Origin of the sequence: Priestia sp. BR_2, assembly GCF_041954005.1 — a bacterium.
Lineage (GTDB): Bacteria > Bacillota > Bacilli > Paenibacillales > Paenibacillaceae > Paenibacillus_AQ > Paenibacillus_AQ lautus_A.
Genome location: NZ_JAVFHM010000166.1, coordinates 24,940 through 49,459 on the forward strand (window position 1 = coordinate 24,940; position 24,520 = coordinate 49,459).

The 24,520-nt window shown below is 52.4% G+C and carries 29 protein-coding genes and 1 riboswitch; of the genes, 1 reads left to right on the forward strand and 28 read right to left on the reverse strand.

The genetic code is table 11. From position 1 onward, the window contains the following. Positions 1-18 precede the first annotated feature (18 nt). The 13 genes from RB298_RS07545 to ribD all read right to left on the reverse strand — a co-directional run bounded on the left by RB298_RS07545 (position 19) and on the right by ribD (position 10,346). Complete coding sequence (locus tag RB298_RS07545) at positions 19-774, reverse strand: pseudouridine synthase (RefSeq protein ID WP_096773265.1); 756 nt, start codon at positions 772-774, stop codon at positions 19-21. A gap of 21 nt (positions 775-795) precedes the next feature. After that, complete coding sequence (locus tag RB298_RS07550; protein ID WP_486046643.1) at positions 796-1,134, reverse strand: N-acetylmuramoyl-L-alanine amidase; 339 nt, start codon at positions 1,132-1,134, stop codon at positions 796-798. A 148-nt stretch (positions 1,135-1,282) separates the two neighbouring features. Then, positions 1,283-1,816, reverse strand: coding sequence for a spore maturation protein (locus RB298_RS07555; RefSeq protein ID WP_015734499.1), 534 nt, complete (start codon positions 1,814-1,816; stop codon positions 1,283-1,285). Positions 1,817-1,822: 6 nt separating this feature from the next. Continuing rightward, positions 1,823-2,455 (reverse strand): nucleoside recognition domain-containing protein, encoded by a 633-nt coding sequence (locus tag RB298_RS07560; protein WP_096773262.1) that lies wholly within the window; start codon positions 2,453-2,455, stop codon positions 1,823-1,825. Positions 2,456-2,514: 59 nt separating this feature from the next. Further along, a complete protein-coding gene (locus tag RB298_RS07565) occupies positions 2,515-3,699 on the reverse strand; it encodes a D-alanyl-D-alanine carboxypeptidase family protein (RefSeq protein ID WP_096773261.1) in 1,185 nt (394 codons plus the stop codon). Between the two features lie 119 nt (positions 3,700-3,818). Then, complete coding sequence (gene ytfJ, locus RB298_RS07570; RefSeq protein WP_009595256.1) at positions 3,819-4,268, reverse strand: GerW family sporulation protein; 450 nt, start codon at positions 4,266-4,268, stop codon at positions 3,819-3,821. Then, positions 4,241-4,915 carry a DUF2953 domain-containing protein gene (locus RB298_RS07575; protein WP_486046646.1) on the reverse strand — a complete coding sequence of 225 codons (675 nt, stop codon included), beginning with the start codon at positions 4,913-4,915 and terminating at the stop codon, positions 4,241-4,243. Before RB298_RS07575 ends, ytfJ begins: the two co-directional genes overlap by 28 nt. Before the next feature lie 192 nt (positions 4,916-5,107). Beyond that, positions 5,108-5,713 (reverse strand): SMC-Scp complex subunit ScpB, encoded by a 606-nt coding sequence (gene scpB / locus RB298_RS07580; protein ID WP_090910937.1) that lies wholly within the window; start codon positions 5,711-5,713, stop codon positions 5,108-5,110. Further along, entirely contained in the window at positions 5,682-6,473 is a 792-nt protein-coding gene (locus RB298_RS07585) for a segregation and condensation protein A (RefSeq protein WP_096773259.1), read from the reverse strand. The genes scpB and RB298_RS07585 overlap by 32 nt, the downstream gene beginning before the upstream one ends. Before the next feature lie 65 nt (positions 6,474-6,538). Then, entirely contained in the window at positions 6,539-7,006 is a 468-nt protein-coding gene (gene ribH, locus RB298_RS07590; protein WP_009595158.1) for a 6,7-dimethyl-8-ribityllumazine synthase, read from the reverse strand. A gap of 258 nt (positions 7,007-7,264) precedes the next feature. Next, positions 7,265-8,503 carry a bifunctional 3,4-dihydroxy-2-butanone-4-phosphate synthase/GTP cyclohydrolase II gene (locus RB298_RS07595; protein WP_015734493.1) on the reverse strand — a complete coding sequence of 413 codons (1,239 nt, stop codon included), beginning with the start codon at positions 8,501-8,503 and terminating at the stop codon, positions 7,265-7,267. 50 nt (positions 8,504-8,553) lie between these two features. Then, entirely contained in the window at positions 8,554-9,222 is a 669-nt protein-coding gene (ribE, locus tag RB298_RS07600; protein ID WP_096773258.1) for a riboflavin synthase, read from the reverse strand. A gap of 23 nt (positions 9,223-9,245) precedes the next feature. Further along, positions 9,246-10,346: a bifunctional diaminohydroxyphosphoribosylaminopyrimidine deaminase/5-amino-6-(5-phosphoribosylamino)uracil reductase RibD gene (ribD, locus tag RB298_RS07605; protein ID WP_096773257.1), complete on the reverse strand. Its 1,101-nt coding sequence runs from the start codon at positions 10,344-10,346 to the stop codon at positions 9,246-9,248. A gap of 268 nt (positions 10,347-10,614) precedes the next feature. After that, a riboswitch (FMN riboswitch) is annotated at positions 10,615-10,798 on the reverse strand. Between the two features lie 200 nt (positions 10,799-10,998). Here ribD and RB298_RS07610 point away from each other — a divergent pair. Then, on the forward strand, positions 10,999-11,400 hold the full coding sequence (locus RB298_RS07610) for an acyl-CoA thioesterase (RefSeq protein WP_009595168.1): 402 nt from the start codon (positions 10,999-11,001) through the stop codon (positions 11,398-11,400). A gap of 75 nt (positions 11,401-11,475) precedes the next feature. Here the strand turns inward: RB298_RS07610 and RB298_RS07615 are convergent, their stop codons facing one another. From RB298_RS07615 to RB298_RS07685, 15 genes are all read right to left on the reverse strand, one after another. Continuing rightward, positions 11,476-11,907, reverse strand: coding sequence for a peptidylprolyl isomerase (locus RB298_RS07615; protein WP_009595227.1), 432 nt, complete (start codon positions 11,905-11,907; stop codon positions 11,476-11,478). Positions 11,908-12,108: 201 nt separating this feature from the next. Then, on the reverse strand, positions 12,109-13,443 hold the full coding sequence (gene lysA / locus RB298_RS07620; protein WP_096773256.1) for a diaminopimelate decarboxylase: 1,335 nt from the start codon (positions 13,441-13,443) through the stop codon (positions 12,109-12,111). Between the two features lie 118 nt (positions 13,444-13,561). After that, positions 13,562-15,196 carry a spore germination protein gene (locus tag RB298_RS07625; RefSeq protein WP_096773255.1) on the reverse strand — a complete coding sequence of 545 codons (1,635 nt, stop codon included), beginning with the start codon at positions 15,194-15,196 and terminating at the stop codon, positions 13,562-13,564. A 23-nt stretch (positions 15,197-15,219) separates the two neighbouring features. After that, the gene (locus RB298_RS07630) at positions 15,220-15,648 is read right to left on the reverse strand and encodes a stage V sporulation protein AB (RefSeq protein ID WP_096773254.1); all 429 of its coding nucleotides are present in this window, start codon (positions 15,646-15,648) and stop codon (positions 15,220-15,222) included. After that, positions 15,645-16,289: a stage V sporulation protein AA gene (locus tag RB298_RS07635; protein ID WP_015734486.1), complete on the reverse strand. Its 645-nt coding sequence runs from the start codon at positions 16,287-16,289 to the stop codon at positions 15,645-15,647. The genes RB298_RS07630 and RB298_RS07635 overlap by 4 nt, the downstream gene beginning before the upstream one ends. Positions 16,290-16,584: 295 nt before the next feature. After that, a complete protein-coding gene (gene sigF / locus RB298_RS07640) occupies positions 16,585-17,340 on the reverse strand; it encodes an RNA polymerase sporulation sigma factor SigF (RefSeq protein ID WP_009595135.1) in 756 nt (251 codons plus the stop codon). 11 nt (positions 17,341-17,351) lie between these two features. Next, positions 17,352-17,810, reverse strand: a complete 459-nt coding sequence (spoIIAB, locus tag RB298_RS07645) for an anti-sigma F factor (RefSeq protein ID WP_090910947.1) — start codon at positions 17,808-17,810, stop codon at positions 17,352-17,354. Then, a complete protein-coding gene (gene spoIIAA, locus RB298_RS07650) occupies positions 17,807-18,160 on the reverse strand; it encodes an anti-sigma F factor antagonist (protein WP_009595152.1) in 354 nt (117 codons plus the stop codon). The genes spoIIAB and spoIIAA overlap by 4 nt, the downstream gene beginning before the upstream one ends. 91 nt (positions 18,161-18,251) lie before the next feature. After that, a complete protein-coding gene (locus RB298_RS07655; RefSeq protein WP_096773253.1) occupies positions 18,252-19,442 on the reverse strand; it encodes a D-alanyl-D-alanine carboxypeptidase family protein in 1,191 nt (396 codons plus the stop codon). Positions 19,443-19,635: 193 nt separating this feature from the next. Then, positions 19,636-20,460: a purine-nucleoside phosphorylase gene (locus RB298_RS07660; protein WP_096773252.1), complete on the reverse strand. Its 825-nt coding sequence runs from the start codon at positions 20,458-20,460 to the stop codon at positions 19,636-19,638. 58 nt (positions 20,461-20,518) lie between these two features. Then, the gene (locus tag RB298_RS07665; RefSeq protein ID WP_096773251.1) at positions 20,519-21,403 is read right to left on the reverse strand and encodes a site-specific tyrosine recombinase; all 885 of its coding nucleotides are present in this window, start codon (positions 21,401-21,403) and stop codon (positions 20,519-20,521) included. Between the two features lie 40 nt (positions 21,404-21,443). Next, on the reverse strand, positions 21,444-21,677 hold the full coding sequence (locus tag RB298_RS07670; RefSeq protein WP_009595237.1) for a YqzK family protein: 234 nt from the start codon (positions 21,675-21,677) through the stop codon (positions 21,444-21,446). A gap of 340 nt (positions 21,678-22,017) precedes the next feature. Continuing rightward, positions 22,018-22,482 carry a ferric iron uptake transcriptional regulator gene (fur, locus tag RB298_RS07675; protein WP_006209405.1) on the reverse strand — a complete coding sequence of 155 codons (465 nt, stop codon included), beginning with the start codon at positions 22,480-22,482 and terminating at the stop codon, positions 22,018-22,020. 109 nt (positions 22,483-22,591) lie between these two features. Next, positions 22,592-23,215, reverse strand: a complete 624-nt coding sequence (gene spoIIM, locus RB298_RS07680) for a stage II sporulation protein M (RefSeq protein ID WP_096773250.1) — start codon at positions 23,213-23,215, stop codon at positions 22,592-22,594. Positions 23,216-23,304: 89 nt separating this feature from the next. After that, positions 23,305-24,519, reverse strand: a complete 1,215-nt coding sequence (locus RB298_RS07685; RefSeq protein ID WP_096773249.1) for an endonuclease Q family protein — start codon at positions 24,517-24,519, stop codon at positions 23,305-23,307. Position 24,520: the final 1 nt, after the last annotated feature.

The window sequence follows — 24,520 nt, forward strand, 5'->3', positions numbered from 1 at the left end:
GAATATTATGTGTCGGGTTTAACGTTTTTTCTTCGGTTTCCCGCCCGGCTTTGCGGCTTTCGCCATTTGCAGGAGCTGGTTGATTTCGTCCGCCGTCAAATGGCGGTACAGGCCCCGCTTTAAATTTTGCAGCAGCAGATCCCCGTAAGATATCCGCTTCAATCTCAATACCGGATGGGAAATCGCTTCGAACATCCTTCTCACTTGACGGTTGCGGCCTTCATGAATCGTGATCGAAATAACGGATTGTTTATTGTCCGGATCCACGTCCTTATATTCCACTTCCGCAGGAGACGTCATTCCGTCCTCCAGCATAATCCCTCGTCGAAGCTTGTCCAGCTCGGTGCCGTGGGGCACCCCTTTCACGGTAGCCAAATAAGTCTTGGGCACATGGTATTTGGGGTGGCTGAGCAGATTGGCAAACTCCCCGTCGTTGGTCAGGAGCAAAAGCCCCTCCGTATCGTAATCCAAACGTCCAATCGGGTATACCCGCTCTTTAATGCCTTTGAGATAATCCGATACAATTTTACGGCCTTCGGGATCAGAAGCGCTTGTAATGACTCCCTTCGGCTTATTCAGCATGACATATACCTTTTTCTCATTCTTAATCGGTTTGCCTGAAACCGTAATGATATCCTGGGCTGGATCGGCCTTCGTGCCGAGCTCGGTAACGGTCTCCCCGTTTACCTGCACCTTGCCTTCAAGAATCAATTCCTCGCACTTGCGGCGGGAAGCGACTCCGGCCTGTGCCATAATTTTCTGTAATCTCTCCATGTTCGTTAGGTCACCTCATTCCTAATGATAACCATCGACAGGATAAATCACAAGCGCGTTCCATGGAAAATGTGCCCCTGGGCAGGAGTCGGAGTGGGGAAATAAGTATAGCGGGGAAATATCATGGAGTCTGGACAGCTCCAAAATGATTTTGCTGGCGGTAAACAGCTGCGTTTTCTGGTCCAGCGTCATCGACTCGTAGCTGGCATTGAAGTCGCCTTCCAGACAGATGTGGATCTGTCCCGGTTGGACCAGCACGGAAGAAGCGGACACGGAGCCGTCCGGATGGATCATAAAATCCCAGTTTCGCGGTTCCTGCGCGCACACGGTATGATGAATAACAAAACCCTCGATTTCCATTCCATCACCCCTACTACAAATTGTGATTGCAGCAGTATATGACATGGCGGAATCAAGGGTATAGGCATACGTCCTGTTACATTGAAAAAACGCACCTTCTTACTATATGCCTTGCTTTTGGCTTTCTGACAGTCGTCCATGAAATCAATTAACCGAACACCAGCAAGCAGACGGCAATCGCCGCAATAAACCCGACCAAATCGGAGAACAGTCCGACCTTCAACGCATAGCGGCCATTGCGGATGCCCACGGCGCCAAAATAGACGGTCAACACGTACAAGGTTGTGTCCGTGCTTCCCTGTATGGTCGAAGCAATTCGGCCGATCATCGAATCCGGTCCGTATGCGCGGATCAGCTCCGTTGTGTAAGCGAGGGAGCCCGTACCTGTCAGCGGCCGTAATATTCCCAAAGGCAGTATCTCGCTCGGTACGCCGAGCGATTGCAGAAAAGGGCCCGTCCAACCGACAAAAAACTCCAGGGCGCCGGAAGAGCGGAATACGCTTATGGCTACCATCATGCCGACCAAATGCGGAATGATTCCGATCGCCGTGGAGAAGCCGTCCTTGGCTCCGTCCACAAACGATTCGTATACGGGCACTTTGCGCGTATAAGCATAAAGAGGAATAAATGCGATAATAATGGGTATTGACCAGGCGGAAACGATATTAATCCAAGACAGCAAGACTCATCACCCCTTCACGTCCGGGTTCAGGCCTGTACCGATTCCGGGCGGCTTCTGGCGGCGCATCGTTCGTCTGCGATACCAACGGTCGGCGATAATAGCTGCGGCCGTAGCAATCGCAGTGGCCAATAGCGTGGTTCCGACGATTTCCGAAGGATTGGCAGATTCATAATTAAGCCGGATCGCGATCAGCGTTGTCGGTATCAGCGTAATGCTGGCCGTGTTTAACGCCAGGAGCGTGCACATCGCGGCAGACGCCGTTTCCTTATCCGGATTCAATTTCTGAAGCTCCTGCATCGCTTTGATTCCCATCGGAGTCGCCGCATTGCCCAGACCGAACAAATTCGCGCTCATATTGGACAATATGTATCCCATTGCGGGATGGTTTTTCGGTACATCCGGGAACAGGAAGCGGACAACCGGCCCCAGCAGCCTGGCCACTTTTTTCAGCAGACCCGCGTCCTCTGCGAGCCGCATCATGCCAAGCCAGAATACCAGTATGCTGATAAGACCGAAGGAGACGGTAACGCCCGTTTGGGCTCCGTCGAATGCGGCTTTCGTGACGCTGTCGATGTTCCCGTTGACGGCCGCAAAACCAAACCCGATCACAAGCATCCCCATCCAAATCAAATTGATCATCTCTTCGCCCCCGTTTTGCTGCCCCGCTGTTAAGAGAATACACGATTCTTTTGCGAAGGCTAGTTATGTGCGCCCCTGAACAGATGCCGAAGCACTTCTCCTGCAGACTGCCAAAGCGACAAGGAACCGACAGGTCCCAGAGCGCTCCTGGACTTTTGCAAGGCCTCTGGGACTTCAGGAAGTTTGCTTCCTTCCGCGTAGACCGGAACCTTGCCGATGCTGACATTATCGAGCAGCAGCTCAATATGCCCCCGCAGCCCAAAAGACAAGTCGGGCGTGCTTGCTTTATGCAGGACCAGTCTCTTCACCAGGCGCGCTTCCTCATCATGCGCGAACGCATAAGTGAAGGAACTGCCCGTGACGAGCGGATAGCCCTGGATTTTCTGTCCCTTTTCCGTGACCTTTTTCAGTGGAAAATGAGCAAAGCCGTAATCCAGCATGTTGGAATGGTCGTTCCAATCGTTGCCGTCATTCAGCGTTACCGCTGCGATTTGCTGGCCGTTACGAGTAGCGGAGCTCACCAGGCAGCGGAATGCTTTTTTGGTGTAACCCGTTTTGACGCCGTCCGCCCCTTCGTAGAAGCGCAGCATTTTGTTTTTGTTGTCCCATTTGTAGTCCCACGCTTCATTCGGGTTGGGCGCTTTCTTGGTAGGGGTTTTGACGATCTCGCTAAAGACCGGATTCTTGAGGGCATATGCCGTCAGTTTGGCTACGTCATGCGCTGACGAGTAATGCTCGTCGTGATCCAGTCCATGCGGATTCATAAAATGCGAATTCGTCATGCCGAGCGAGGCGGCCTTCTCGTTCATCAATAACACAAAGCCTTCTTCCGTACCGCCGACATGCTCCGCAATGGCCGTGGCAGCATCGTTGCCGGAGCGCAGCATCAAGCCGTACAGCAGATTCTCAAGGGTCATCTCCTCTCCAAGCCTCAGGAAGATCGAGGAGCCCTCTTTGGCAAAAGCATTCTTGGAGACTTTGACGCGATCATCCAGCTTGCCGTGTTCAATGGCCACGATGGCGGTCATAATCTTGGTCAAGCTGGCGATTCTTAAACGCTCGTCCCCGTTCTTGCTGTACAGCATTCTCCCGGACGTCACGTCAATCAGCGCAGCTGCCTGTGCATGATTGGACGGGCCTTGCTCGTGATCTGCGTGTACAGGGACAGCCGTAACCAGCAAGCAGCATATGGCGATCAACATGGATAACATAGACTTGCGGTTCGTCCATTTCATTTTCATCATTTTATCCTCCGGTGTTCAGAAATCTTGTACAAGTATATGTCGTCCTCGCTGAAGGTATGTCCATTTCATTGCAGCAAAAATCCCTTCCGTTATGAACGAAAGGGATCTGCCCGCTTCAATCAGTATGCCGGGGGAGGCGTCGTGCTGCCTGCGGCATTGCTTCCCGATTGAAACATCGACTGGATTTGATCAAGTAAATACGGGGTCGCATCGATAATCCGTTCAAACAGATGTGTCTGGTTGTCCAGCGGAACGATGTGCACGCCTTCTTTACCCACGACCAGGAAAGCTATGGGCCGGATGGACACGCCGCCGCCGCTGCCGCCGCCAAAAGGTAGGGCATTATGGTCGGTATGCGTCCCGTTAGCGGTATTATGGTGTGTGCCGCCGGCTTCAACGTTGTAGTCGCTCCCGCCCGCTGCAAAACCAAACGCCACCTTACTGATTGGCAAAATGACGCTGCCGTCAGGTGTATTCACGGGGTCGCCTACGATCGTATTCACGTCCACCATTCCCTTGATGTTCTCCATAGCCGTTTGCATCAAGCCTTGAATAGGGTGTTCTGCCATGATCTAACTCCTCCTTTCACCTTTAACACGCGAACTATAAGTACCAGTCCAGCATACATAGCTTTTCCGCAGGAGATTTTCGCTATGCAGCAAAGCTCTGTGGAAATTTGCGGCGGACCGTTAAAGACCGGTACCACCTGGATTTCCGGCAGCTCATCCATAATCAGCCGGTACGACATCCAACCCATAATGGTATGCTTAACAGCATGAAGCAATCCGGTTGCAACCGCGGTATCGGCCGCATGCTCCAAGGCAATCCGGGTTGACCAGCGCACATCCATGAGATGAACGGCCGCCATCGTTTGTTTGACCCATTTTTTAAAACCCTTTGTTGAAAGCAGTGCCCGTCCGTAGTCCTTAAAGCGTATCGTTCTGCTGGAAGGAGCCTTGGTTTCATCCGAATCGGGTTTCCCTTGCCCCTCCCGGTTCTCCGGTTTAAATTCAATGCCACCGTTCGCCAGGTGAAAGGGGACTTCATACCTGCGTATGATCCATCCAAAGAGCATCTTCATTTCCGCCAATACTTTATATTCATTTTTTCTTAGAACCACATCCAGCTTAATCGTGACCTTCGAGCTCAGTACAACGATCAGCAATACGATAAGGAGAACGACCAGACCGACCGTAAGAAAGATCCATATCCTCACGAAGTAACCCCCAAAACGAACTTAGTAAAATGTAATCCGCTTGGCTTAGTATGGCAAAAGGGTCTCCAAATGATGCGAAACTGCTCCGATCCTCTGCTTTCATATGCCGGAACGACAAAAAAAGGTCCCGGACGCGGATTATCCACGCTCAGGACCCATTTCTCAAATGAAGCATTATACAATATATTGTGGCTAGCTTTCCTCCACATCATCAAACGTAAGCTGTTGTCCGTCAAGCTTGTCGAACAGCAGCTGGGTTTCCTCTTCCAGATGATCGTTGTCCTCGAATTGCGACGGCTCCGGCAAATCCTTGATGTTAGCAAGTCCGAAATAATCCAGAAACGATTTGGTCGTTCCATACAAAATCGGTCTGCCAATCGCCTCCGCGCGTCCGACTTCTTCGATCAACCCTTTGCTTACCAGCGTATGGATGGCTCTTTCGGACTTGACGCCGCGAATGTCTTCAATCTCCACCCGCGTAATCGGCTGCCGATAGGCCACGATGGAAAGCGTCTCGAGCGCGGCTTGCGACAATGAGGAGCGGGAAGGCGAATACGCCAGACGTTCGAAATACGGGGCGTGCTCGGCCAGCGTCGCGATTTTGTAGCTACCCGCAATCTGCACGATCTGAATTCCCCGTTCATATCGCTCCCATTCTTCCTTCATATCCTCCAGCGCTTCGCCAACGAGGCCATCCGATTGCTCGGTGATTTCAGCAATTTGCTTTACCGACAAGCCCTCTTCTCCCGCCAAGAACAGAAGCCCCTCAATAATCGATTTCAGCTTCGGATAATCCATCAATGCGTTCTTCCCCTCTCCACTCCATGACGATATCTTCAAACAATTTCTCTTGGTAGCACAGGATTTGCTTCATCTTCATCAGCTCCAAGATAGCCAGAAAGGTCACCACGATTTCATGGCGCTCCATCTCCTCGTGCAGCAGCTTGGAGAACAGAATCCGGCCTCCCGGCCCGACCTGCTCCAGAGCGTCCATCACCTGCCGGATCCGGTCCTTAACCGATATTTCATCCCGCTGGATGCGGGCATACGATGTCCGTTTGACGGCTTTTCTTAACGCTTTTTGAAAAGCTGCGATCAAATCCGAGATATGTAATCCCTGCACCGGGTTCTCTTCCACTTCCGGCATGTAAGGAGTCAGGTCCTCCGCTTCCTTGGAGTAAATCATGCTGCGTTCCCATTCCTTCTCATGCAGATGTCGGGCGATTCCTTTGTACTTGCGGTATTCGATCAACTTCGCGATGAGTTCCGCTCTCGGATCCATGTCATCCTCTTCAAAAAAATCGAACTCGTCCATTTCGATAACCGGAGGCTTCGGAAGCAATAGCTTGCTCTTTATAGACAGCAGCGTTGCAGCCATCACCAGAAATTCGCTCGTAATTTCCAGCTCCAGCTCCTGCATGTTGTGCAAATAGGCCATGTATTGTTCGGTAATCTCGCTGACGGGAATATCCTGGATGTCGATTTCCGCTTTATCAATCAAGTGCAGCAGCAGATCGAGCGGTCCTTCAAACGTTTCCAGCTTGTATAATACGGTCACGGTGAATCCTCCCGCCAAAAATAAAATGCAGTGCCCTATAAAAAGAGCACTACATTAAATAAGCACTATTTTAGGCTTTTCGTCAAGTTCGCCATTTCAATGGCCGCCATGGCGGAATCCCAGCCTTTATTGCCTGCCTTCGTTCCCGCGCGTTCGACGGCCTGTTCGATGTTCTCCGTCGTGACGACGCCGAAAATCGTTGGCACGCCGGTCTTCAGGTTAATGGCGGACACCCCCTTGGCCACTTCGTTGCACACATAATCATAGTGCGTGGTGGAGCCGCGAATGACGGTTCCCAGGGTGATGATCGCATCGTATTTGCCGCTTTCTGCCATCTTTTGGGCGATGAGCGGAATTTCAAACGCCCCCGGCACCCAAGCGACGTCGATTTCGTTGTCCTGTGCGCCGTGACGCTTCAAGGCGTCCAGTGCGCCGCCAAGCAGCTTGCTGGTGATGAATTCGTTGAAACGACCTACTACGATGCCGTATTTCAAACCTTCGGATACTAAATGACCTTCAAATATTGTTGCCATGTTGGATGACTTCCTTTCGGGTTGGAGTTTATATAAGGTCAAACATGGATTTGGGATGACATCGATGTTATTGCCCGCTGCGCTGACGGCTGCTGCTTCCGATCGCTGTTAACTCCCGATTTCATGAACTATTTATTCAAGGTGGAAATCAGGAGTTAAAGGCGACCGCTGGCGCTTCTCCGGCAGCATTCCGCCCTCTTCGCTGGGTCATTCCATGAGGCAAACCTCCTACATGATTGACCTTTTATTGGTTGCTGATTAGTTAGCGCTCTCGTTCTGCTCGATATCATTGAACTTCAGCATATGACCGAGCTTCGCTTGCTTGGTGTGCAGGTAGCCCGTATTATCCTCGTTCTCCGGCATTTGAATCGGGACGCGCTCCACGACCTCCAGGCCGTAACCTTCGAGACCCTTGATTTTACGCGGATTGTTTGTCAGCAGGCGGATCTTCCTTACGCCCAAATCCTTCAGGATCTGGGCTCCGATGCCGTAATCGCGCAGATCCGCCGCAAAGCCTAGCTTCAGGTTCGCATCCACGGTGTCGAGCCCTTCTTCCTGCAGCTTATAGGCTTTCAGCTTGTTGATCAAACCGATGCCCCGTCCCTCCTGGCGCATATAGAGAAGCACGCCTCTGCCTGCTTCATCGATCTGGCGGAGGGCCGCTTCGAATTGCGGACCGCAGTCGCAGCGATGGGAGTGGAACACATCCCCTGTCAGGCACTCGGAATGCACGCGGACGAGAACCGGCTCGCTCGGGTCGATCTCCCCTTTTACCAATGCGACATGCTCTTTGTTGTCCACGTCATTGGTATAAGCTACGGCCTGGAACACGCCGTAGTCGGTGGGCATCCGCACGGCCACCTCGCGCTGCACGAGCTTTTCTTTTTCGTTGCGGTAATGGATCAGATCCTTGATGCTGATCAGCTTCAGATCATGCTTTTTCGCGATCTCCACCAGGTCTGGAAGCCTTGCCATCGTGCCGTCTTCCTTGATCACCTCGCAGATGACGCCTGCCGGATAGGAGCCGCTCAGGCGGGCTAGATCGACAGCCGCCTCCGTATGTCCTGCCCGGCGAAGAACGCCGCCGTCTTTGGCAATCAGCGGAAACATATGGCCCGGTCTTCGAAAATCGGCGGCCGATGCATTTGGATCCAAGATGCCGTTGACGGTTATGGAACGTTCATAGGCGGATATGCCCGTCGTGGTGTCCTTATGGTCAATGGAGACCGTAAAGGCCGTTCCATGATAGTCCGTGTTTTGCGTCACCATCGGTTTGAGATCGAGTTCCTGAGCCCTAGTCTGCGTCATTGGCAAACAGACCAGCCCGCGGCCTTCGGTGATCATGAAATTGATGACCTCGGGGGTAGCTTTATCCGCTAATGCGATAAAGTCGCCTTCATTCTCGCGGTCCTCGTCGTCAACAACGATGACGACCTTGCCTTCCTTCAAATCTGATAATGCCTCTTCGATCGTATGAAATGAAAAGCGCTCATCCATCCCTATTCCTCCTTCTTCTCATGGAGATATCTCTATATGCAAGAAACGGCTTAGGCAAAGCCATGCTCGGCCAGGTAATCCCTGCTGATCCCCGATTTCGTGCCGCTTCTGCTTCCTGCGCCTTCCGAACCGTAATGCAGCAGGTGATCTACATATTTCCCCAAAATGTCGCATTCGATATTAATCGTGTCGCCCGCTTTTTTATAAGCGAGCACCGTCTCCGCCAGCGTATGGGGAATGATGGACACCGTAAAGGAGGAATCCGTCGTTTTGACAACGGTCAAGCTGATTCCATCCAGCGTGACCGAGCCTTTCGGAATGATATATTTGAATACGTCCCCATTCGCGGGCGAAATCTCGTATACCACTGCGTTCTGATCGGACTTTACGCTCCGAATGACGCCGATGCCATCCACGTGTCCCTGAACGATATGGCCTCCGAATCTCCCTCCGGCTGCCATCGCCCGTTCCAAATTAACCTTCCCGCCCGGCTGCAGCTCCTTGAGATTCGTGTTTCTATAGGTTTCCGGCATAACGTCAACCGTAAATACGCCCTTGTCGATCGCTGTAGCCGTCAAGCAGACGCCATTTACGGATACGCTGTCGCCCAGCTTCAGATCGTCCATAATCCGGTTAGCGGAAATGCTCAGCAGCATGGCCTCCCCTTGGCGCCCGATACGCCGCATCTCGCCGATCTCCTCGACCAATCCAGTAAACACAGGCTTCCCTCCTTTCTCGCTCCTTATTTCCAGACCGGAATGCCGGTGACGTAGATATTGTCGCCCAGTCTTTCGGTCTCAAGTCCTGTCAGCGAAATCGCTTGGTTCATCTGTTCATAACCGCTGAACATGTAATTTCCCGGCGCATCATACCCGCCGATGATTTTGGGGGCGATAAACTGGATGAGCCGGTCCACCAGCTTCTGCTCCAGCATCGAGCCATTAAGCGTACCGCCGCCTTCCAGCAATATCGAGGCGACCCCCTTTTGTCCCAGTTGCAGCAGCGCTCCCTTTAGATCCACCCGCGGTCCAGGTCCGCAGGGGATGACCTGAGCACCAAGCTCTTCCAACTCGGACCGCTTCGTAACATCCGCCTGCTCCGTCGTCAAGATCCAGGTGGGCGCCAATCCGTCTGACACGACATGGCTGTCGAGCGGTATCCTCAGGCTCGAATCCACGATGATCCTGACCGGGTGGAGCCCCTCAACGCCAAGCCGGGTCGTCAGGCTCGGGTTATCCGCGATAACCGTAGACACGCCGACCATGATGCCTTGATGGCGATGGCGCAGCGTATGCACAAGCTCCCGGGATTTTTCATTGGAGATCCACTTGCTGTCCCCGGTTTTCGATGCGATCTTGCCGTCCAGCGTGCTCGCCGTCTTTAACGTGACGAAGGGCCGGCCCGTCGTAATGAATTTAATAAAGGCTTCGTTCAGGCGAAGAGCGCGATCTTTAAGGATACCCGTTTCAACCTCGATTCCCGCTGCGCGCAGCATCTGAATCCCTCTGCCCGCCACGAGGGGATTCGGGTCCTCGCAGGCCACAACCACCCGCCGAACGCCCTCGGCGATAAGCCTCTCGCTGCAAGGCGGCGTAGCGCCGTAGTGACTGCAGGGCTCCAATGTCACGTACACGGTACTGCCTGCCGCTTTCGGCCCGGCCATATTCAGGGCATGAACCTCGGCATGCGGCGTTCCCCGCTCCAGATGCGTGCCCACCCCGGCGAGAGCGCCATCCTTAACGACGACGCAGCCGACTACCGGGTTGATCCCGGTTTGGCCCTGCGCACGTTCAGCCAGATCCAGCGCAAGTGACATATAGAATTCATCGTTGACGATATCCATGCTAAACATGCCCCTTTCCCAACGTTCATACAAAAAAGCCCGGCCAAAGATTCCGAAGAATCCTTAACAGGGCTTGATGGAAGTTAATCATTGACACGATAAATAACCGTCATGAATGCAGATTTCGCGTATAACAAGCGACCCAAATCCGTAACAGGCGACACCAAAAAAAACGCCGTCACAGCTTTGAATTGCATGTGAAAACCTGCACATAACGCATGTCACGCTGTGCGCAAAGACACAATAACATGTGCTGCTTATGTGCCTCTCACTCCTTCTCCCATCCAGACTATACTGTCGGTCCCGGATTTGCACCAGGTCCACCGCATACGATGTGTAACGTCACATTCATATCCGGGTCACGGACTAAGACGCAGCACTCTGCTTCGATAAGCTCAATAACTGCGTTCATCACCGCCGGTAGGGAATTTCACCCTGCCCCGAAGGATTAAACCTATGAAATTGTTTGATCTTATGAAGAATCTTATCACCCCCTTTTGAAAATTGCAAGAAAAAACAACTAACTTTTTTAAAGCGAATAACTTTAATGCTGTCATTAGCATGGACTTTTGAAGGAGAATGCTTCCCGAAGGGAGAACAGTTAAGTAGGGTAGCAAGGAGATAAGTAGCAGTTGAAAAGGAGCGAGCCACGATGAAAACTTCGCTGGACATTATCGTCCGTCCCACGGAGATCGACGTCAACGGACATGTAAACAATGCAAAATACCTCGAATACCTGGAGTGGGGCCGGGAGGAATGGTACGAAGCGGGAGATCTGCGGTATGATGTGCTGAAACGGCTCGGGGTCCAGACCGTCACCGTCAATATTAATATCAATTACCGCAAGGAGTGCGGCCAAGGCGAACGGCTGACCGTCGTGACGGAACCCGAATCCATGGGCCGCACGAGTTACGTCATGGCCCAGCGGATATATAACGAACAGCATGAGCTTTGCGCGGATGCCATCGTTACCAGCGTGGCGATGGATGTAAACTCACGTAAAAGCCGGCCCGTCCCCGAAGAACTCCGCCGATTGTTCCCAGCCCCTGCGTAATCCGCCCTTTGCGGCGGCCATAAAAAACAGGCTCACCTCTGAGGGTGAGCCTGTTTTTGCATGAAGCTGAATGTATTATGCTTCGTACACTTCTACTTTTTCCATTTTGTCGCGGCCTTTGAATGCATCCACATACTCCATGCCTTCAACGACTTTGCCAAATACGGTATGTTGTCCGTCCAAATGAGGCTGCGGCTCGTAGCACACGTAGAACTGGCTTCCGCCGGTGTTACGGCCGGCATGCGCCATGGCCAAGCTTCCGCGCTCATGCTTGTTAGGATTGATCTCGCAATTAATGGTATAACCCGGTCCGCCGGTCCCCGTTCCCTGCGGACATCCGCCTTGAGCGACGAATCCAGGAATTACGCGGTGAAATACCAGACCGTTATAGAAGCCGGAGTTGGCCAATTTCTCAAAATTAGCTACCGTGTTCGGTGCATCGTTCTCGAACAGGTCGAGCACAACCTCTTTGCCGTTTTCCAAGGTGATCTTCGCTTTTTTTGCCATATGTGTGTATCTCCTTCCGTTATCTCAAACGCTTTTATCGATTTTTTTACAATGCAAGTTATAGTTTACTATGAATTGAGCCTCGAAGCAAAACGAACTTGTCCCCGTCCTCGCGATGATATCCAACGGAAGGCAGGACGAAGAGCCCTGACCGCAGCCGAAGGCTATGGCGGGCTCTTCCTATCCAGAGACATTGACGTCTTATGAACTCGTAACGGTTTCTTTTGTTACACCCGCCGGCACGACATCGTTGCTGATGATATCGGCAAGCGATTCGCGGCGAACGACCAGGTTGCTTTGCCCATCCTTCACGAATACGACCGCAGGTTTTCGGATCCGGTTGTAGTTGCTGGCCATGGAATAGTTGTATGCGCCCGTGCAGGACACCGCCAGCAGATCGCCCGTTTCAACCTTCGGAAGCTCCAGGTCCCAAATCAGCATGTCTCCGCTCTCGCAGCACTTGCCGGCAATGGATACCGTTTCTTCCGGCTCTTCTTTAGCCCGGTTTGCAAGCAGCGCTTCATATTTCGACTCGTAGAGCGCCGGACGCGGATTGTCCGTCATGCCGCCATCGACGGCAACATATTTGCGCACCCCGGGAATATCCTTGCTGGTTCCCACCGTGTAGAGCGTGGTACCTGCGTCACCGACGATGCTCCGACCCGGTTCCACCCAAATTTCAGGAAGCTCGGAACCAAGGCCCGCAAAATGGTTCTTTACCGCATCCGTAATCGCTTTTACATATTGGGATACTTGAAGCGGCGTATCTCCATCCACGTAGCGGATACCGAATCCGCCGCCCAGGTTCACGACCTTGAACACGACGCCCAGGCCTTCTTTTACGGAAGCTGCAAATTCAGCTACGCGCTGAACAGCCATCTGGAAGCCTTCCACCTCAAAAATCTGGGAACCGATGTGGGAATGGATGCCCATGAGATGAATATTCGACTGTGCTTCCGCAAGCTGCACCGCTTCGTACGCAGAGCCGTTGCCGATATCAAAGCCGAACTTCGAATCGGTTTGTCCTGTCGAGATATATTCATGCGTATGCGCCTCGACGCCCGGTGTCACGCGAAGCAAAATGTTGACCTTGCGCTTCTTCTCGGCAGCGATGGCCTGCAGCATATGCAGTTCGATCACGTTATCGACGACGAAACAGCCGATTTCGGCATCCAGCGCCATCTCGATCTCTTCCGGCGTCTTATTATTTCCGTGGAAATGAATCCGATCCGCCGGGAATCCGGCTTGAAGCGCCGTGTACAGCTCTCCGTCGGAAACAACGTCGAGCGACATGCCTTCCTCGTCGGCCAATCGGCACATGGCCATAACGCAGAACGCCTTGCTTGCATACGCGACTTGGAACTTCAAACCGGAAGCCTTAAAGGCCTCGATGTATTCCCGGCAGCGGTTGCGAACCGACTGCTCGTCTACGATATATAGTGGTGTTCCATATTGAGCTTTCAAATCGGATGTGTCACACCCGCCGATTTCCAAATGCCCCTGATCGTTAATCTTGCTTGTACCGTGTAAAAACATGCTTACAATTCCTCCGATCCATTGTTTCAAAAATAGGGTAATCGAATAATTGTTCACAGTATAGCAGACAACGGAAGGTAATCAAAATGGATTTTTCAACACAACATTTGTGTTATTGTTAGTGCTCGCCCCTCGGATTCATTTCCGGGCCCATTTTCGTGTTGTCACGCGTTTTGTTGAGAGCCGGGCGTCTTCTTGACAGAAGCAGCGGTTTGCGGAATAAAATTTCGCCCATCGCTTTTGCACTAAATGGTATAAACGGCCATAAATAAGACGAGTTATAGGAACGGTGGGTCGTCAGAAGCAGAATCAGGAGCGTTGTGCCGATGACAAAGCCCTTCACCCCGAACAAGGCTGTGGCCAGCAGCAGGATCAGCCTGACCATCCGATTGGCAAGTCCCAGCTCGTAACTCGGAGTCGCATACATCCCGATGGATGCAACCGCCATATACAAGACAACCTCGTTGACAAACAATCCGGTCTTAACGGCAATATCGCCGATCAAAATCGCAGCGATCAGGCCCATTGCCGATGCGAGCGGCGTCGGCGTATGAACCGCGGCCAAACGGAGCAAATCCACGCCGAATTCCACGATCAGAAACTGCAGAATAATGGGGATTTTCGCATTCTCCTGCGGACCGAGGATATCGAGTCCCGGCGGCTTCAATTCAGGATGGACAACCAGCAGCATCCACAACGGGAGCAGGAACATCGAGGCAAAAATGCCTATAAATCGTATCCAGCGAAGATAGGTCCCCATAAACGGGGTCTGCCGGTTCTCTTCCGCATGCTGGCAGAGATCCAGGAAGGTGGTCGGCATGATCATCACACTCGGCGATGTATCCACCATAATGACGATCCGGCCTTCCAGCAGGTGGGAAGATACCACGTCCGGCCGCTCCGAATAACGGACCAGCGGATAGGGGTGCCAGCCCTTGTTTACAATCGCTTCCTCCAGCTGCTTGTCGCCAAGAGGGAGCCCCTCCAAATCGATTTCCTGGATTTTCTCCCGGATGGCTTCTACCTGGGTACGGTCGGCTACGTCATCGATGAAGACCAAACTGACGTCCGTTCTCGTACGCCTTCCCACTTTGATGATCTCCACATGCAGTCCCGGATCACGAACCCGTCTCCGCACGAGGTTAACGTTCGTCACCAGCGTCTCCGTAAACCCGTCCCTGGCGCCTCGAACAACGCGTTCGACCGCCGGCTCTTCGAGTCCCCGTACGGGATATTTCCGGGTGTCCAGGATGATGGCGGAATGCGCATCCTCGATGAACAGCGCGCATAGGCCCGACAGGACCTCGTCAATCACCTTGCTGAGCCTGGTATCCCGCTCCACCTGAACATGGGGAATATAGCGGTTCATGATTTCGGTAAGCGCCTGGTTGCTAACATCCTCAGGCGTCAGGTACGTCAGCCTTGTCAAAATTTCCGTCACCACGACATCGTTGGTGAACCCGTTTAAGAAGAGAAGCCCCGCATTTCTGCCGGCAAAGTTCATCTCGCGGAATACCACGTCAAACGAAACACCAAGGCCGATCACTTCCTTAAGCGTTTCTTTCAGTACGCTCAGTTTCGCGGGAACATCGTCCGTTTGCTGCCAATAAATAACGGATTCCTTGGTGCTGTCGGAGGTTTCCGCCTCCCTCTTCTCCTTCAGCGCTTCTTCCTCCAGCGCTTTGATCTCCGATGGAGGAATGATCGGAATCCCGGCCTCCAGTTCGCCGCCATGCGTTGTTTTCTCGTCCATAACCTACCTCCTAGCCATAACTGTCACTTGCTGTAAACAAACCAGTCGAACAGGGAACCCGCTACCTTGCCTGCCACCATGGCCATCAGAAGACCAAACAGATACCCCTTCAGCCGGAGCCGCTTGGCCAGAATCGGCAAGACATTCAACACTTCCGTCAGTGCGGCTGCCAGCATGCCGATAAATATTCCGCACATCAGTCCGATTACGGTACTCACGACCGGTCCCAAAGGAACGGACCATCTCCAGAAATCGGCCACCGTGCCAATGAAGGATCCCGTTATCAATGCTCCTTCGTACCAATGCACCCGGCTGTAAGTCGCCGTCAACTGGGACAATCTCGGTATGATGTCCAGCACAATGATGAGCGCAATCACGCCGCCGCCGACGGCGATGCCTCCGGCAACGCCGAGAACACAGGTAAATACCCCTTGCAGAATGGACAACATCATGGTTTTTCCCCCGTCGTATCGGCACTGGCGTTCATTTTCCGGTATTCCTCGGCAACCACGAACTGATCCAGATTTTCCTGATAGAGGTACATTTCCACCTCCAGCGGGGTCGGTTCTTCATTCCATTTTTTCTTGAACAAATGATTGAAGAACACCGTCATGCCGAATCCGAGCCCCAGAGAGTAAGCGATCTGGAACAAATAGGGATGCTCATCTCGTTTTCCCGTCACCATTTCGACAATCCGGATCTGGACCTCAAGCATGTTGACGTCTGCATGAAAGTTCATGATGGTGAGCGCAGAACCGAAAAACAAGAGCAGCCAAATAAGCGGGAACCACAGTCGGGATCGTTTGCTGTCCGGGCCGACAAGCTCCACCAGGGTATGATGGTTACCCATCGGTTCAATATGGGCGCCCGGAATCAGCCCTTGTATCTTCGGAATGATTTGAATCAGATCCATGACAAGACGGTTGCCGTCGATATCCTTCGGCTGAGTCAACGGCAGGGCTCTGAGCCGTTTCTCCCATTCGGGCTCACAGACTATGAAGGCGACATCACCTAGTTTGACGGTCTGGTCTCTCGGCAGCCGTATTCGGCTCCGCAGCTGCAGAAACACCGTCGGAGTGGGATTAACCTTCATCCGAAACACTCCTTTACTGCTAAATTACCGTTAGTATGGGAAATTGCCATCGTTTCTACTCGGATTTACCATACTTTCTTTAATCGCCGGACCGGCCAGGGCCGTTATACACAAAAACAAGCTAATCAACCATCGACATCTCACTTAGAAGACAGGCCCCCTTTAGGGAAAGTTCGTCAAGTGAGATAAAGGGGGAAGACGCTGAAGTGGCTAAGGTCTTATTTCCGCAAGAAAGCGCCGTCCCAGTAGGACGGCGCTTTCTTTGTGCAGGCTTTAGGATACGGTATAGATCCCGCTACTGCGCGATCTCGTTTCGAATGCTCTGCAATATTTTTTTCTCGAGTCGCGATACCTGCACCTGGGATATACCCAGCCGGGTGGCAACTTCCGACTGCGTCTGATCCCGGTAGTACCTTAGATATACAATGAGCCGCTCCCGTTCGGTCAAGCCCCCTATCGCTTCGTTCAAGGCCAGCTTGTCAAACCATCGTTCCTGCGAATCATCGGCAATCTGATCCATTAGCGTGATGGGATCCCCGTCATTTTCAAATACGGTCTCATGAATCGAGGTTGGCGGTTTGTTCGCCTCCTGGGCAAACACCACTTCCTCGGGCGTTACCCCCAGCTCTTCGGCAACCTCTTTCACCGTGGGAAGACGATCGAGCTGCTTGGACAGCTCGTCCCGCTTCTTCCTGACTTTGTTGGCCATCTCCTTAAGCGAACGGCTGACCTTCAGAGTCCCGTCGTCCCTTAAGAAACGCTGAATTTCACCGATAATCATCGGTACGGCATAGGTAGAGAACTTTACGTCATAACTGAGATCGAACTTGTCCACGGATTTGAGGAGACCGATACAGCCGATCTGAAACAGATCATCCGGCTCATACCCCCGGTTCATAAACCGTTGAACGACAGACCAGACAAGACGAATATTACAGTTGACGAGCGTGTCCCGGGCGACATTATCCCCGCTTTGGCTAAGTGCAATGAGTCGTTTGACCTCCGCGTCGTCCAAATAAGTCTGCGAAGTTTTCTTCACATCGGCATCCATTTGTCCAACCCCTAATTATATAAAGCTTTCTTAGATTCGATCCTCTTTTTCATTTTGATCGACGTACCGCTGCCTGGTTCGCTGACCACTTCGAATTCGTCCATGAAATTTTCCATGATGGTGAATCCCATGCCGGATCGTTCCAGCTCCGGCTTCGAGGTATACAGCGGCTGCTTCGCCATCTCCAAATCTTCGATCCCGTGGCCGGAATCTTCGATGCGCAGCGTGATCATATCCCCGTCAATCGAGGCTTCAATCTTGACGACCCCTTCCGGGTCGCTGTCGTAACCATGGATGATGCTGTTCGTGACGGCCTCGGAAACCACCGTTTTCAGATCGTTCAGCTCATCCATGTTGGGATCCATCTGGGAGATGAATGCAGCCACGGCGACACGGGCAAAGGATTCGTTTTCCGACTTAGCGGCAAACTGCAGCGACATAAAATTATGCTGTGCTCTTCCTTCACTCATGACACTACCTCCAGACCCGAGAGTGCCGTGCCCTCGTTCTCGTATATCGGCATGATCTTGAACAGCCCCGACATGTCAAGCAAGCGGTAAACCTGCGGCTTGACATCGCACACCGCCATCTTTCCGCCCTTTTGCTTGATGAATTTATAGCGTCCCAGAATGACTCCCAGCCCTGAGCTGTCCATAAAATCCAAGTCTTTTAAGCTCAGCACCAAGTGCTCTGTTTGACGTCTCTGAATGGCTTCATCCAGCTGCATCCGGACATGATCGGCCGTATGATGATCCAGCTCGCCGGACAGACGGACGATCAGAACATGCCTGTGATGCTCCATATCAACATGCAGATTCATGTTTGTTCACTCTCCTCCCTGACATGAACAAGGATTTCTACATTCGAAAAAGACATTCCTGCATCACGACAAAACTAGAAGAAAACTCCCATTAATCTACATGAAACAACTTGCCGGTCGTCCGTTTGAACAGCTTCCAGAATCCGGCCTTTTCCACCTCGACAGGCGACGTCAGCTCGAACTCCTTCACGAGCTGTTCCCCCTGATAGACAGACAGCTTGCCGATGACTTGTCCTGCGGCTACCGGTGCCTTCACGTTCGGATCCAACTGAATCTCATGACGGATGTCCGGATTCTTTACGCCTTTCTTGACAAGCACGCTGTAGTCTTTTTCCGCTTGAATCGAGATCTCGGGCACGTTGCCCTTTTGCACCTTCACGATACCGAGCACTTCGCCAGGCTTATAGATGGAGTGCATCGTGTATTGGGAAAAGGCATAATCAAACATGCGCGACACTTCATTGTTCCGCGTCTTGGTGTCCGGAGCCCCCATGACAACCGCTACCGCGCGCAGCCCGTCCCGTTTGGCCGTTGCCGATAAACAGAACTTGGCTTCGGACGTATACCCGGTTTTCAATCCGTCCGCGCCCGTGTAGAACCGCACCAGCTTGTTCGTATTGACCAGCCAGAAGGGTTTCTCCGAATCTTTGCGCAAGTAATCCTGATAAGCGCCGGTATATTTGGTGATCTGGTCGTATTTCAGCAATTCCCTGCTCATGACCGCTATGTCATGGGCCGATGTATAATGATTCTCTGCAGGAAGTCCGTTGCAGTTCACGAAATGCGTATCTTTCATTCCGAGCTCCGCCGCTTTCTCGTTCATCATTTTCACGAAGCCTTCTTCCGAGCCGGCAATCTTCTCCGCCATCGCAACGGAAGCATCATTGCCCGATGCCATGGCAATGCCTTTGAGCATCTCGTCCACGGTCATTTCCTCGCCGGGCTCAAGAAAAATCTGGGATCCGCCCATGGATGCCGCATATTCGCTGGTGCGCACCTTATCGGTCCACTTCAATTGTCCTTCATCGATCGCTTCCATCGTAAGCAGCATCGTCATTACCTTGGTGATGCTGGCCGGAGGCAGCTTATCATGGCTGTTTTTCTCGTAAATAATGGTTCCGGTATCCGCATCCAGCAATATAGCGGAACGGGCACTTGGCGCCAGCTCCTCTTGAGATGATCCTCCGCCGGGTTTGCTATTTTCTTCCGCATAACTTGGTACAGCCGCACTGGACAATCCCACGGCTAGAACCAGGAATCCAGCGATTAACGCTTTTTTCACTTCCGTCCCCTCCTGACATTCGTAATGGCATCCCGCTGTACGCGGGTCTGCTATTCATTGTCGTCAGGTTGAAAACAAATTATTCCAGTATTTTAGGGAAAATTGTTGCCATTCATCTAAAAGGACATAACAAAGAGGCTGGGCTTCTTGCAGATGTAAATCTGCGAAAAGCCCAGCCTCATGCTAACAACCATTACATCTTGGGAATGATGGCCATAACGAGCGCCAGGAATTTCTCACGGACCTTCTCCGCTGTTTCCATCACTTCGTCATGGGATAGCGGCTGATCCAGTATGCCCGCAGCCATGTTGCTGATGCAGGAGATGCCCAGCACCTCAAGCCCCGCATGCCTTGCTACGATGACCTCGGACACGGTGGACATGCCTACCGCGTCCGCACCGAGCGTGCGCAGCATGACAATCTCGGCCGGCGTTTCATAAGTCGGTCCCAGCAAACCTGCGTAAACCCCTTCTCTCAGCACGATGCCCTGACCCACGGCGACTTCTTTTGCCAATTGGCGAAGTTGACGGCTGTAAGCCTGGGACATGTCCGGAAAGCGTACGCCAAGCGCCGGATCGTTAGGCCCGATTAACGGGTTGGTTCCTGTCATGTTCAGATGATCGGAGATCAGCATGAGGTCGCCCGGCTCGAAGGACGTGTTGATGCCGCCGGCCGCATTGGTAACAAGCAGGCTCTTTACGCCAAGCTCCTTCATGACGCGTACCGGAAAAGCCGTCACTTCCGGACCGTAGCCTTCGTACATGTGGAAGCGGCCCTTCATCAGGACGACAGGCCGGTCGTGGATCGCGCCCAGCAGCAGTTCGCCTTCATGTCCTTCCACCGTCGATAAGGGAAAATGAGGAATGTCCGTGTAAGCGATCGAAACCGGATTCTCAATCAATTCCGCCAACACGCCGAGCCCCGAACCCAAAATCAGGCCGACCTCGGGCTGGACGCCATTCTGCCCTCGTATGTATGCCGCTGCTTCCTTAATGCTTTGCTGATGGACTGAACTCATATTCATACCTCTCCTATTCTGATGATAAATTGTAGATTCTAGAGCATGTAAGTCCGCCCTATGATCTCGGATGATAATGATCGTATACTTCCTTCATGCTTTTCTTGGCAGATTGATACATGCCGGTTGTGGACAATGCCGAGTGTCCCAGCATCTCCTGAACCGAACGCAAGTCCGCGCCGTTCCCCAGCAAATGCATGGCAAACGAATGCCGAAGGGTATGCGGCGTGATGTCCTCGTCAATATCGGCAAGCTTGCCATACTTTTTAATAATTTTCCAAAAACCCTGCCGTGTCAAGCGCGTTCCCAGCGAATTCAGGAATAACGCGTCTTCCCCGGCATCCCGCATCAGCTTGTCCCGCATATCTCGCACATAAAATGCAACGCTCTCGGCTGCAATGGGGGTGATCGGCAGAATACGCTCCTTCCCACCGGAAACCGCGCAGCGTAAAAAGCGCATCTCCAAATGGATGTCATGGATGGACAGATTCACCAATTCCGAGACCTTCATGCCCGAAGCGTACAGCAGCTCAAGCATCGCTTTGTCCCTGGCGCCCTGCGGGGTACCGGAATCGGGAGCCGACAGCAGCTTGTCCACCTGCTCCACGGTTAGCGACTTCGGCGGCTTCCGTTCCGGCTTCGGATTATCCAGCAGCTGAGTCGGATCCTGTACAATAACGGCTTGACGCACCAAATACTGAAAAAAGGAACGCAGGGAAGCCGTGCATCGAAGCAGGCTCGATGCCGCCTTCCCCTGCTGCCTCAACCTTCCCACATACAGCCCGAGCAGCGTTCGATTCACCTCCCGCGGATGGGTGATCTCCCTTTCAGCTGCAAATGCTAGGAATCCTTGAAGGTCGGCCCGATACGAAGCTATCGTGCTTCGGGACAGTCCCTTCTCGTCCTCCAGGTATTGTACATATTCGTCCAGATATCGTTTCATGATCTTTTGCTCCTATTCCCGCGGCCCTTTGCAAGCACGATCACTCTCCGTACCAGTAATACAATCGGAGACGCTCGGCCGGCGAATAACGGGAGTCCATGGTGCTCTCCGGCTGAAAAGCCTTTACCGCTTGTCCCGAAGGCGCACGGTAAGGATCCACTGGCGTTAGCCAATCGCCTACCCATCCCAGCACGAAGTAAAAAAACATGGTCAACACGGCAAACATCGAAATAAAACGGATCAGTGAGCCTATTTTTCGAATAGATATAATCACTGGCAGCGCCTCTCTTTCACATGGCATCGATCGCTCAATTGAAAGCGGGTATTGCAGGTATCATTTCACGTAAAGCCTATGATACAAGCTGCAGGATTATGACGGCATCCCTCTTATCTCCGATCAGCCATTGGGCCCGGCGGTTATTCTGAAGAATAAAAAAAACGTCTAATCGACGTACTTGGATGATGTAAAAGTATAATTTGTGCTTAAAAGTGAACGATACGATAAGCGTGCATGAACCACCTAATATAGTTAATTATCTAAAAAGCCCTCCCGGCTTACCGCCGTAGAGGGCTGCCGTGATGATCATCACTGCGGTTTGTTGAAAGATATAAAATTAGGATTTGTCCTGGTCATTCTTGCCCTTCTCTTTGCAACGGTAGCATATGCCATGGAAATCAAGCCGATGGTCATGAACGGTAAAGTTGAATTCTCGCTCTAACCGCTCTTCCAACGGACCGAGCCAATCCTCGCGTATTTCATCCATGCTTCCACATTGAGTACATATCAAATGATGATGGTGATGCTTCGAAGTATCCGTCCGCAAGTCGTAACGGGCGACACCATCGCCAAAATTTATCTTCTCTACAACATGAAGCTCACTGAGCAGCTCTAGGGTACGGTACACGGTTGCCAGACCGATCTCCGGAGCCTTCTCTTTCACGAGCATAAATACATCCTCTGCGCTAAGGTGGTCGTCTTCATTTTCCAACAATACGCTTACCGTGGCTTCCCGTTGGGGCGTTAATTTGTATCCTTGGGATTGTAGCTGCTGCTTAATTTTGTCGATCCGCGCTTCCATCGTTTCCCTCCCCCTTGGAAATCACTGCACGTTATTGTTCACTTCCTTCATTATAGGGGGATTTGACAAACAAAGTCAAACGGTTTTGCTTTATGGAAAAATTCGCGGATTATAGCAACATGGGCGTAACCCAGCGCATCATGGCGGGGGTTACCCAGGTTTCAAAGGAAGCGACCCCGAGCGTCAGCATGACCATGAAAAATGTCAGCATGGCATACGAGGCAAAAGGCTTCATCATGCTGCCTCCGCGATTCATGATAAATCGGTCCCTGATAATGTAGAGCGAGAAGGTGATGGCAGCTACGCTGCACATCATAAGCACCGGTATGATAAGCAAATTTTGCGGCGCAATCGAGACCAAGGCGAACAGCAGACCTTTCCATGAATACTGTCCCACCAGATAACCAACCGTAAACCCGATGAGAACCCCTTTTAGAAAATCCAATATCAATATTCCCGGGAGCCCGATGACGGACAATCCCAGAATCCATATCAAACCGATCCATTTCAGATGCAGGGCTGCGATGCTCCAGTAAGAAGACTGACTCATGGATTCTCCACCGTCCTGCACGTTAACAAAAAAGTGGTTTAAATAGCGGGCCATATCCTGCTGCTGCTCCAATGAAAGCGCATTGACCATCAACGCTCCAAACAGCACGCCCACTAAAAACAAGACGCCCACAAACACATAGAGCATCGTCTGATCCTTAAAGGCTTGGCGGAATGATTGCATAGAATAGAGTCTCCTTTCTGTGTCTCTACTCTACTCTATGACAATCGTCAGCCTTGTATGACCTGCTTGGTTGAAAGAGTTGACCCGATTTACCGGAGCACCTTCCCATAAGAGCCTCCGCCGCCAGCCGATAAGGGCAGTGTCCCATTCCGGGCCATCACGATGCTTGCCGCGAGTCCCTCGCCGGCAACGGTCGCCAGCTCCGCTTCCGTAGCCTGATGAAGGATATTCATTTCGGTGCCGAAGGCGTCAAGCAGCTTCGACATGGAGGACTTCCCTAGACCCGGGATGAACTCTAGCGGAACCTGGTAGTGATACGAAGGTCGGCTCTCCGGCACCACGGGCTCCGTGCGGTCAGCGATGTTCAAAATTCGGTCGAACACCCCTTGAACCAGCTTGGTACTGCCGCAGTAAGGGCATCGCACCAAATCATGAACGTCGCTCCCTTCATCCAGAATGCTGTCGCATCCCACGCAGTAGGTACGATGGTATTTTCCCAGTCTGGGATTCAGCCCATAGTTCGCACTGATTCTCCTCCCGTTGCTAGCCTGAAGCGCCTGCCGAAATTCTGCGAATGAAGGCTTGGCCATGTCGATCCGGTTGTATTCCCTGCCGATCTTCCCGAGGGAATGCGCATCCGAATTGGTCAAAAAGGAATAGGCATCCAGCTCGCTAATCCGTCCTGCCATCGAGGAATCGGCGCTGAGCCCAAGTTCGATGCCCGCGATCCCGTTCAGATCGAACACCTCGCTCATACGGTCAGCCATGCTGCCGTAAAGCCCCTTATGAGGCGTAAAGACGTGAGCGGGTATCAGCAGCCCGCCGCGTGCCGTAATCTCTTGCTGCAGCTCCAGCGGACTGACATAGATGCGCTGGGAACTCAGCTGGACGTTTTTCATATATCCCGCCATCCAGCCGGTGAACTCCCGCATCGTGCCCATGTCGGGAAAATAAGCCAGCACATGGGCCGCGCCTCGGCCGCCTTCACGTATTTCAATCTCGCTGCCAAGCAGGATTACCGTATCCCGATACGCAATTCCGCCCCCGTCGATCTCCTGCATGACGCCGCTGTCCAAACACTGCAGAATGTCTTCCTGCACCGAAGGAGAATGGCAATCGATGATGCCGATCATCTGAATGCCTTTCCGCTCCGAAGCTTCGACGGCTATATTTTCAAAGGTCAGGTTGTTGCTTGCGCTTATTTTCACAGCTTGTCCGCTGCTTGTACGACCGATATGAATATGCATGTCGCAGTAATAGGACTGAAGCTTCCCGGCCGAGGCGTTCTCATCAGGATGCTGCATA